Genomic DNA, 9,997 nt, shown 5'->3' with positions numbered 1-9,997 from the left:
AAAGGAACGCGTCCGGCGCTCCGCCTGAAAGGCAACGGCAAAAAGCGCCGCCCCGAATGTTCGGGGCGGCGCTTTGTTTATTTTTAGTTACAGCTTGGTGACCACAGGAATGATCATGGGGCTGCGCTGGGTGTTTTTAAAGAGGTAATTGCTGACGGCGGACTTCACCGCGCTGCGCAGCTCGCCGTCGTCCCGCCCGCGGCTGCGGGGGGCGTTGGTTGCCGCCTCCATGGCGATGTTCTCCAACTCACGCATCATCTCGTCGGACTCCTTTACGTAAATGAAGCCTCGGGTGACAATTTCCGGCTTGGAGAGAATCTGCCCGTCGTGGGAAGAAACGGGGAGAATCACCACCACCATGCCGTCCTCGGCAAGGCGTTTGCGGTCCCGCATCACCACGGCGCCCACGTCGCCCACGCCGGAGCCGTCCACATACACCTCTCCGGAGGGGACAGAGCCATTGACCTTCATGCTCTTGCCGGTGATTTCAATGACGGCGCCATTTTGAGCAATGGCAATGTGATTGCGATCCATACCCATGGACTGGGCCAGATTGGAGTGAATTTGCAGCATCCGCTGCTCGCCGTGGACGGGGATAAAGAAGCGGGGTTTTGTCAACGCGTGGACAATCTTCAGCTCCTCCTGACAGGCGTGGCCGGAGACGTGAAGCATATCCGCCCGGTCATAAACCACGTTCACGCCCTTGCGGAACAGCTCGTTGATGACCCGGCCCACTGTCACCTCATTGCCGGGGATGGCGGAGGCTGAGATAATCACCTTGTCGCCTGCGCCCAGCTCCACCTGACGGTGGGTGGAAAACGCCATGCGGTACAGGGCGCTCATTTCTTCGCCCTGAGAGCCGGTGGTGACGATGACCTGCTTGTTTTTGGGCAAGCCCTTAATGCGGTTCAGGTCCAGAAGGGTGTTCTTGGGGACCTTCATATAGCCAAGCTCCGTGGAGACCCGCATCATGTTTTCCATGCTCCGGCCGGTCACCGCTACCTTTCGTCCCGTGGCGGCCGCAGCGTCCAGCACCTGCTGGATGCGGTGAACGTTGGAGGCGAAGGTGGTGACAAGAATGCGCTCGTTGCACCCGGTGAACTGGCGAATGAAGGCGGCACCCACGGTTTTTTCAGACGGAGTAAAGCCGGGCCGCTCCACATTGGTGGAGTCTGCACAAAGGGCAAGCACGCCCTCCTTCCCCAGCGCGCCCAGCCGGGCAAGATCCATGACCTCGCCGTCAATGGGGGTGGAGTCAATTTTAAAGTCGCCGGTGTGGACCACGGTGCCCATCCGGGTGTGGATGGCAAAGGCCACAGAATCCGCGATGGAGTGGTTCACGTGGATGAACTCCACGTTGAACTTGCCCGCGCGGACGGTTTCGCCCGGCTCCACGGTGATAAGCTTGGTGGACTTCACCAAGCCGTGCTCCTCCAGCTTCAGTTTGATCAGGCCCGCAGTAAGCCGGGTGCAGTAGATGGGGATGTTAATTTGCTTGAGCACGTAGGGGATGGCCCCCACATGGTCCTCGTGTCCGTGGGTGATAAACAGGCCCCGGACGCGGGCGCGGTTTTTAATCAGGTACGTCACGTCGGGAATCACCAGATCGATGCCGTACATATCATCTCCCGGAAAGGCCATGCCGCAGTCAACGACGATCATTTCGCCGCCGTACTCGTAGACGGTCATGTTCTTGCCGATCTCGTCCAGCCCCCCGAGAGGGATAATTTTCAGTTTTTCTGCCATAAATTCAGAGAACTCCTTTATATAAAAATAAGTAAAAGTTATGGAGGAATCCCAGGATGTACGGCGGAAAACGTATACCAAAATAGGGCGCGAAAGCCATTTGCATCGCAAAAAGCCGCACCAAATTAAGGACGGTCCAACTTCGTCCGGCCCCGTCTCGCCGGCAGAAGAATGAACTGCGTCCGCGCTGTACCCTGTGAGATTGTCCGTTTATTAAACCGGGATGGGACCGCGGTCCTGCCCAGTGAAATACAAAAACATCAGCGGGCTGCGGCGGCTGCTAGGGCAAAAAATGCCCGGCTCATCGACCTGCGCGCAATCTCCCGAATGATACTGTATAGGATAGTATAGCACATGCCCCCGGCTTTGTATACACCTTTTTGAAAAATTGAGGACGGGTCGAAAACAGAAAAAATCTTGCCCGAAAAACAAAGGGGTGGTATACTAATAAAATCTATGGCTTAGGAGCATCGCCGCGCGGGCGGCACCGCTCCGGAGGAGGGCAACCGATTATGAATAAAAAGTTTTCCCGGCTGCTGGAGCCCAATCTAAAACTCTATTTTCTGTGCCTGCTGCTGTTCGCGGCGGTGACCGTTCCGGTTCAGCCATTGCTGGCGGCGGCCGAGGGCGCGGTCACGGTGGGAATGTATCTTTTTTTCCGTTCCAGCACGCAGAAACGCAAGCAGGGGATTTTGCAGTATATCAACAGCCTGACTGGCAGCGTGGACGCCGCCAGCAAATCCACCCTGATTAACTCTCCCCTGCCAATCATGGTGTTTCGCCCGGATACCGGCGAAATCATTTGGAGCAACGAGGATTTTTTGCAGCTTGTGGGCGTGCGGGAGCATCTGTTTGAAATCAAGGTGGAGGACACGGTGCCGGGGATGCCGGTTGCGTGGCTGCTGGAGGGGAAGCAGGAGTGCCCTGACCGGGTGATGATGAATAACCGCCGCTTTCGGGTGTATGGCAGTCTTGTCCGGGCGAAGGACCGGGACGGAACCCAGAATCTGGTGGCCACCACCTACTGGGTGGATACCACGGAATACGACGCCATGCGGGAGAAGTTTGAGCGTTCCCGTCCTGTGGTGGCGCTTTTGAATGTGGACAACTACGAGGAGCTGATGAAGGTCAGCGGCGAGGCCCAGCGCAGCGCCATTCAGGCCCAGATTGATGAAAAACTGGCGGCGTGGGCCGTGGACACGGGGCTTTTGGTGAAAACCAACCGGGATCGCTACCTTCTTTTGACGGAGGAAAAAGACTATGCCCCGCTGGTAGCGGAGAAGTTTTCTGTGCTGGATTCCATGCGGGAAATTGGCGGCGAGGGGTCCCATCCCACGCTGTCTATCGGCGTGGGCCGGGAAGCCGACGGGGTGGCGGAGCTTTATAAAAATGCGTCGTTATCGCTGGAGATGGCGCTGAGCCGGGGCGGCGATCAGGCGGTGGTTCGGGGCAAGTTGGATTTTGAGTTTTACGGCGGACGGACTAAAAGTCCCGAAAAGCGCACGAAAGTGAAGTCCCGGGTCATGGCAAACGCCTTGGGCGAGCTGATGAGCGACGCGCGCCAGGTTTATATCATGGGGCACTCCTTTGCCGATATGGACGCGGTGGGTGCGGCGACGGGTCTTTGCTGCGCGGCGCGGAAGCTGGGAAAGCACCCTCAGGTGGTCATCGACCTGAACCACAACGCGGCGGAGGCCGTGCTGGGAAAGCTGCGGGGGCGGGCGGAGTATGCCGGTGTGTTTGTCAGCGGCAGCGAGGCTCTTTTGCGGATGCAGCCGGGGGCATTGCTCATCGTGGTGGATACCAACCGGCCGGACTTTGTGGAAAGCCCCGCCGTGCTGGAGTCCTGCAACCGGGTGGCGGTCATCGACCACCACCGCCGTGCCGCCAGCTACATTGAAAATGCCGCGCTGAATTTCCACGAACCGTATGCCTCCTCCGCCTCCGAGCTGGTGACGGAGCTTTTGCAGTATCTGGTGGAGCCAAGCGACCTCCTTCCCGAGGAGGCAGAGGCGCTCCTTGCCGGCATTGTGCTGGATACAAAGCATTTCACCATGCGCACCGGCGGACGGACCTTTGAGGCAGCGGCCTTCCTGCGCCGGGCCGGGGCGGACACCAGCGCGGTGCAACGCCTGTTCCAGAACGATTTGACGGAGATGGTTTCCCGCTATGACATTATCCGTCAGGCGGAGCTGTACCGGGACGACATCGCCGTGGCCACCGTGACGGAGGACGGCGTGGAACGGGTGGCGGCGGCGCAGGCCGCAGACGAACTGCTGACGCTCAAGGGCGTGCAGGCATCCTTCGTGATCTACCGGGACGGGGAGAGTGTTTTGATGTCCGCCCGGTCTTTGGGGGATATCAACGTGCAGGTGGTTCTGGAGACGCTGGGCGGCGGAGGAAACTCCACCACCGCAGGCGGACGGGTGGAGGACAGCGACCCCGAAACCGTCCGGGAAAAGCTGCTGGAGGCCGTGGACGAGTATCTGAAAAAATAAAAGATCCTATGCAGGATCGGACAAATAAGGAGAGATACCGATGAAAGTGATTTTGATGCAGGATGTGAAGGGTCAGGGAAAGAAGGGCCAGATGGTGGAGGTTTCCGAGGGCTACGCCCGGAATTTCCTGCTGCCCCGCAAGCTGGCCACCGCCGCTACGGCGGACGCGGTGAACACCATGAACATGAAGGAAAAGGCCCGCAAGGCCGAGGAGGCTCGCCAGAAGGCCGAGGCCGAGGCCACGGCGGAAAAGCTGAAGGAGTGCCCGGTCAAGGTCACCGCCAAGGCCGGAACCGGCGGGCGGCTGTTCGGCGCCATCACCACCAAGGAAATCTCCGAGGAGCTGATGAAGCAGTACAGTGTGGACATCCCCAAGCAGAAGCTGGCTCTGGAGGACCCGATCAAGGCATTCGGCAACTACGAGGTCCGGGCCAAGCTGGGCTTCGAGGTGAGCGGCACCGTGTACGTGTCCGTCTACGAGGAGAAGTAAGCGGCACCATGCATCCAAATAACACGCCCGGAGGTGATTTTTCGTGGCAATTGAAGATTTACTTCTTCGCCAGACGCCCCACTCTTTAGAGGGGGAGCAGGCGGTGCTGGGTTCCGTCCTCATCGACCCGGACTGTGTGAAGGAGGTCGTGGACAAGCTGCGGCCTGAGGATTTTTACCTGCGTCAGAACCGGGAGATTTTTGAAACCATCTGCTCTATGTTCACCTACGCGAGGCCCATCGACGGGATCACGGTGGCGGAGGAGATGCAGAAAAACGGCACCTATGACGAGAACACCACCCGGGCCTATCTTGCACAGCTGATTGAGATTACTCCCACGGCGGCAAACGTGCTGGAATACGCCTCCATTGTCCGGGATAAGGCCCTTCTGCGGGCGGTGGCCCAGGCCGCCTCGGAGATTACCGCCATGGTGCAGGAGGGCGGCGGCGAGGCCGCCGAAACGCTGGAAGCGGCGGAGCAGCGGATTTTTGCCATCCGCCGGGGACAGGGTGCGCAGGGGATGACCCCCGTCCGGCAGGTTTTGCCGGACGTGCTGGACCGGCTCAGTGAAATGAGCGAGTCCGCCTCGGGGATGCCGGGCCTGTCCACGGGCCTTTCCATGCTGGATACGAAAATCACGGGCCTGAACAAGTCGGATTTGATTCTGCTGGCTGCCCGGCCCGGCATGGGCAAGACCTCCATGGCCCTGAACATGGCCCTGAACGTTGCCAAGGGGACAGACCGTTCCGTGGCCGTCTTCTCCTTGGAGATGTCCAAGGAGCAGCTTGTTTTGCGCCTTCTTTCCTCCGAAGCGCTGGTGGAGAGCAACAAGCTGCGCACCGGCTCCCTGCGGGAGACGGACTGGGAGAGAATTGCGGACGCCGCCACGGTACTTAACCGGGTGGATATCCGCATCGACGACAACCCGCTTTTGTCCGTGGCGGACATGAATGCCAAGTGCCGCAGGCTTGACAATCTGGGTCTGGTGGTGATCGACTATTTGCAGTTGATGACCTCCGCCGGGGGGAAAAGCAAGGGCGGGGAGAACCGTCAGCAGGTGGTTTCCGACATCTCCCGTACGTTGAAAATCATGGCCAAAGAACTGGATGTACCCGTGATTTGCCTGAGCCAGCTAAGCCGCGCCAACGAGAAGCGGGACGACAAGCGCCCCATGCTCTCCGACCTCCGGGAATCCGGCGCCATCGAGCAGGACGCGGACATCGTGCTTTTTCTCTACCGGGACGACTACTATAACGAGGACTCCGAAAAGCGCAACATCGCCGAGTGCATCGTGGCGAAAAACCGCCACGGCGAAACGGGAAAGGTGGAGCTGAAGTGGGTGCCGGAGTATACCATGTTCGGCACGCTGGAGACACGGTACGACGATGAGGACTGAACTGCCCTCCGCCGAAAAATTTATGACGGCGCATTTTCCCGCCGGGACGGAGCTGCTGTGCGCCGTGTCCGGGGGGCTGGACTCCATGTGCCTGCTGGACTTTGCCCTGCGCTGGGCGGAGGGACGGAATATTTCTGTCTCTGCCGCCCATTTTCACCACGGACTGCGGGGTGCTTCGGCGGACCGGGACGAGGTCTTTGTCCGGGACTATTGCGCCCAGAGGGGCATTCCCTTTGCCTCCGACCGGGGCGACGCCCGGGCGCTGGCGGAGGAAGATGGTCTTTCTCTGGAGGAAGCCGCCCGGCGGCTGCGGTATGCCTTTTTGGAGGAAGCCGCCGCCAAGCGGCGCAGCGCCGCCATTCTCACAGCACATCATGCCGACGACAACGCGGAGACCATGCTGTTAAACCTTTGCCGGGGCACCGGCTCCGCCGGATTGGGGATTCCCGCCGTGCGGGGAAATATCTGTCGCCCGTTTTTAGAGCTGACCCGGGCGCAACTTGCGGATTACGCCCATGCCCGAGGCCTGCCCCATGTGGAGGACGAGACGAACGACGAGGACGACGCGGCGCGGAATTTGCTTCGGCACAGGGTTTTGCCGGTGCTGCGGGAAATTAACCCCAAAGCCGCGCAAAATATGGCTCGCTCCGCCGCACTTCTGGCGGCGGAGGATGCGCTGTTGGATGAGCTTGCGGCAAAGCTGCTGGAAAAGACCGAGCTGTCCGGGGATCGCGCCGTTTTACCGTGGGAAGTCCTGCGCGCCGCGCCGGAGGCCCTTCGCGGCAGGATGGTGCTGGGGCTGATGGAAACAGTCTGCGGACGGCGGAGGGATTTGTCCGCGGCCCACGCGGGGGCCGTACTGTCATTGGGAAAGGGCAGGGAGTGTTCTTTGCCCTACGGGCTGCTGGCCCGCAACAATGGAGAAGCGCTGGAGCTTTATAAAGCGAGTCCCATGCCACGGCCCGTGCCGCTTTTGCGGGGACAGATTGTGGAATTTGGCAAATGGCGCGTGCTTCTGGGGAGCGAGGGCCCGCCGGGGAGCATTTCCTATCGGCTGTGCGTACCGGGGCCGCTGGAGGTGACACTCTGGCGCAGCGGGGACCGCATGAATCTGCCGGGAAGTCGGGGCGCGCGGACGTTGAAGCGGCTGTTTGCCGACGCGGGGATTTCCCCGGATACGCGGGACCGCTTGCCGGTGCTGCGGACAGGCGAGCGGCCTGTGGCCGCGCCATATCTTGGCGTGGATTTGGAATTTTCCGCCGGAGCGTCCGGCGATTGGGTGACATTTTATTCAGAAGACATAGAGGGAGAGACAATATGAGAAGTGAGATGGAAAACGACATCCTCAAAATTCTGGTGACGGAGGAGCAGATTCAAACCCGTATCGCGGAGCTGGGCGAGGAGCTGTACAAGGAATTTGAGGGAAAGAATCCGCTGTTTCTGGGCGTGTTAAAGGGCTGCTTTCTGTTTATGGCCGATTTGGTGCGGGCCTGTCAGGTGAAAAGCGATGTGGAGTATATCGCCGTCAGCTCCTATGAAAACGCCACCAGTTCCTCCGGCCGGGTGAAGATTGTCCATGACATTCAGCAGGACATCACGGACCGGCACGTCATCGTGGTGGAGGATATTCTGGACTCTGGCAATACCCTTGCGTTTCTCAGCGAGTATTTCAAAACCCGGGGCGCCGCCTCCATCACCATCGTAACGCTGCTGGATAAGCCCTCCCGCAGGACTAAGGCCGTCAACGCTGATTATGTCGGCTTTGTGGTGCCGGATGAGTTTGTGGTGGGCTACGGACTGGACTATTGCCAACAGTATCGGAATGTCCCCTATATCGGTGTGCTGAAGCCGGAGGTTTATTCCCGCTAAACGGGCGATTGGCCCGCAAAGGAGTGAGGACCCGTTGAAAAATTCAAAAGCCACAAACGCAATGACCTTTGTCTTCCTGGCGGTGGTGATGCTGCTGTGCGCCATGTATCTGTGGCGCAGCAGCTCTGTTGCCGAGCCGCTGGAGTATTCTGAGGTGGTGCGCCTTATCAAGCAGGAGAAGGTGGAAAGTCTTGACATCTTCAACAATACGCTGACATTGCATCTGCGCACGCAGATCAACGGCAGTACCACCGCAGTCCACGAACTGTATGATTTTGAGCTGTTTTACAGCGACTTGAACGACCTGATTCAAGAGCAGGCCGCCAAGGGCATCATCACCTCCTACAACTACCGCGCGGATCATTCCACCAACTGGCTGGCGATTTTGCTGCCCTATGTGGCGGCGGCGTTGCTGCTGGGCGGCATGTGGTATCTCATGTCCGTCCGCTCCGGCGGGGCGGGCGGTCCGGACCGGATGAACCGCTTCAGCGAAGCCCGGACGCACGCGCTTTCCGAGCGGGACAAGTCCATCACCTTTGCGGATGTGGCGGGGGCCGACGAGGAGAAGGAAGAGCTGCGGGAGATTGTGGAGTTTTTGAAGGACCCGCAAAAGTACACTGAGTTGGGCGCCCGGATTCCAAAGGGTGTGCTGCTGGTGGGCCCTCCGGGCACCGGCAAGACCCTGCTTGCAAAGGCTGTGGCGGGAGAGGCCGGGGTGGGCTTTTTGTCCATCTCCGGGTCGGACTTTGTGGAGCTTTACGTGGGCGTGGGCGCGTCCCGGGTGCGGGACCTGTTTAAAGAAGCGGTGAAGACCACGCCCTGTATCGTATTCATCGACGAGATTGACGCCGTGGGCCGCCAGAGAGGCACCGGCGTGGGCGGCGGACACGACGAGCGGGAGCAGACCTTGAATCAGCTTCTGGTGGAGATGGACGGCTTTTCCGCCAACGAAGGGGTGGTGGTGCTGGCCGCCACCAACCGGGTGGACGTGCTGGACCCGGCCCTGCTGCGTCCCGGCCGGTTTGACCGGCAGGTGTTTGTGGGTCTTCCCGACATTCGTGGACGGGAAGAAATTCTTAAGGTACACACCCGGGGAAAACCCCTGTCTGAGGATGTTGATTTGAGCGAGGTGGCCAAGGGAACCCCCGGCTTCACCGGAGCAGACCTTGAAAACCTCACCAACGAGGGGGCGCTGCTGGCGGCCCGGCGGAACCAGAAGTTCATCACCATGGCGGATTTGAAGGAGGCGGAGATCAAGGTCATCGCCGGGCCGGAGAAGAAAAGCCGGGTGATTCCCGAGCACGAGCGTCGGCTCACCGCCTTCCACGAGGCGGGCCACGCCATCGTGATGCACGCGCTGCCAAGCCACGATCCGGTAAATCAAATTTCCATAGTACCCCGCGGACAGACGGGGGGCATGACCATATCTTTGCCGCAGGAGGACCGCTCCTATATGTCCAAGCGGTATCTGGAAGAGCAGATTGTGGCACTTCTCGGGGGCCGCGCCGCCGAAAGTCTGGTGCTGGGGGACATCTCCACCGGCGCGGGCAACGACATTCAGCGGGCCACGCGCATTGCCCACAAAATGGTGGCCACCTACGGTATGAGTGAAAAGCTTGGCACCGTCTCCTTTGAATCCGGCCACGACGAGGTGTTTCTGGGCCGGGCCATGGGTCAGGGCCGCAGCTATTCTGAGCAGATCGCCGCCCAGATCGACGAGGAGGTGCGCCGCATTGTGACTGCCGCCTACGACCGTTGCGAAATGATTCTGCGGGAGCGGCGCTCCCAGCTCGACTCGGTGGCAAACTTTCTGCTGGCCAACGAGACAATGACGCGCCAGGAATTTTTGACCGTGGTGGAGGCCTCAGCTCGGGCGTAAGCGCATAATAGAAGCCCTGCCGTTTGTCCGACGGCGGGGCTTTTTTGAGAACCGTTCCCGCGCCCGCACCGGGCCCCGGTGCTTTGGAGAGTGCGTATTTTGCCAAAAGAGTGAAAAGC

At 59.9% G+C, this 9,997-nt stretch carries 7 protein-coding genes; 6 read left to right on the top strand and 1 reads right to left on the bottom strand.

Translation table 11 applies throughout. The features are described 5' to 3' along the window. Positions 1–87: 87 nt before the first annotated feature. Positions 88–1,746, bottom strand: coding sequence for a ribonuclease J (locus B2W96_RS01425; protein ID WP_293007815.1), 1,659 nt, complete (start codon positions 1,744–1,746; stop codon positions 88–90). 512 nt (positions 1,747–2,258) lie between these two features. Between B2W96_RS01425 and B2W96_RS01420 the strand changes: the two genes are divergently transcribed. From B2W96_RS01420 to ftsH, 6 genes are all read left to right on the top strand, one after another. Further along, positions 2,259–4,244 (top strand): DHH family phosphoesterase, encoded by a 1,986-nt coding sequence (locus tag B2W96_RS01420; protein ID WP_293007813.1) that lies wholly within the window; start codon positions 2,259–2,261, stop codon positions 4,242–4,244. Between the two features lie 40 nt (positions 4,245–4,284). Further along, positions 4,285–4,734 carry a 50S ribosomal protein L9 gene (rplI, locus tag B2W96_RS01415; RefSeq protein WP_293007811.1) on the top strand — a complete coding sequence of 150 codons (450 nt, stop codon included), beginning with the start codon at positions 4,285–4,287 and terminating at the stop codon, positions 4,732–4,734. 43 nt (positions 4,735–4,777) lie between these two features. Next, entirely contained in the window at positions 4,778–6,130 is a 1,353-nt protein-coding gene (gene dnaB, locus B2W96_RS01410) for a replicative DNA helicase (RefSeq protein WP_293007809.1), read from the top strand. Continuing rightward, positions 6,120–7,451 carry a tRNA lysidine(34) synthetase TilS gene (gene tilS, locus B2W96_RS01405; protein ID WP_293007807.1) on the top strand — a complete coding sequence of 444 codons (1,332 nt, stop codon included), beginning with the start codon at positions 6,120–6,122 and terminating at the stop codon, positions 7,449–7,451. Before dnaB ends, tilS begins: the two co-directional genes overlap by 11 nt. Continuing rightward, positions 7,448–7,999 carry a hypoxanthine phosphoribosyltransferase gene (gene hpt, locus B2W96_RS01400; RefSeq protein WP_293007805.1) on the top strand — a complete coding sequence of 184 codons (552 nt, stop codon included), beginning with the start codon at positions 7,448–7,450 and terminating at the stop codon, positions 7,997–7,999. Before tilS ends, hpt begins: the two co-directional genes overlap by 4 nt. Positions 8,000–8,060: 61 nt before the next feature. Next, complete coding sequence (gene ftsH / locus B2W96_RS01395; protein WP_397354890.1) at positions 8,061–9,878, top strand: ATP-dependent zinc metalloprotease FtsH; 1,818 nt, start codon at positions 8,061–8,063, stop codon at positions 9,876–9,878. The last annotated feature ends 119 nt before the right edge of the window (positions 9,879–9,997 follow it).

The sequence above is a fragment of the Oscillibacter sp. UBA6647 genome, from assembly GCA_002455655.1.
Lineage (GTDB): Bacteria > Bacillota > Clostridia > Oscillospirales > Oscillospiraceae > Oscillibacter.
Note: the sequence above shows the minus strand (reverse complement) of the source record. Positions and strands in the feature narration are given on the sequence as shown.

Excerpts from the sequence above, each read along its gene's own strand:
- B2W96_RS01425 (WP_293007815.1), bottom strand. The coding sequence starts at position 1,746 with ATGGCAGAAAAACTGAAAATTATCCCTCTCGGGGGGCTGGACGAGATC.
- B2W96_RS01420 (WP_293007813.1), top strand. The coding sequence starts at position 2,259 with ATGAATAAAAAGTTTTCCCGGCTGCTGGAGCCCAATCTAAAACTCTAT.
- rplI (WP_293007811.1), top strand. The coding sequence starts at position 4,285 with ATGAAAGTGATTTTGATGCAGGATGTGAAGGGTCAGGGAAAGAAGGGC.
- tilS (WP_293007807.1), top strand. The coding sequence starts at position 6,120 with ATGAGGACTGAACTGCCCTCCGCCGAAAAATTTATGACGGCGCATTTT.
- hpt (WP_293007805.1), top strand. The coding sequence starts at position 7,448 with ATGAGAAGTGAGATGGAAAACGACATCCTCAAAATTCTGGTGACGGAG.
- ftsH (WP_397354890.1), top strand. The coding sequence starts at position 8,061 with ATGACCTTTGTCTTCCTGGCGGTGGTGATGCTGCTGTGCGCCATGTAT.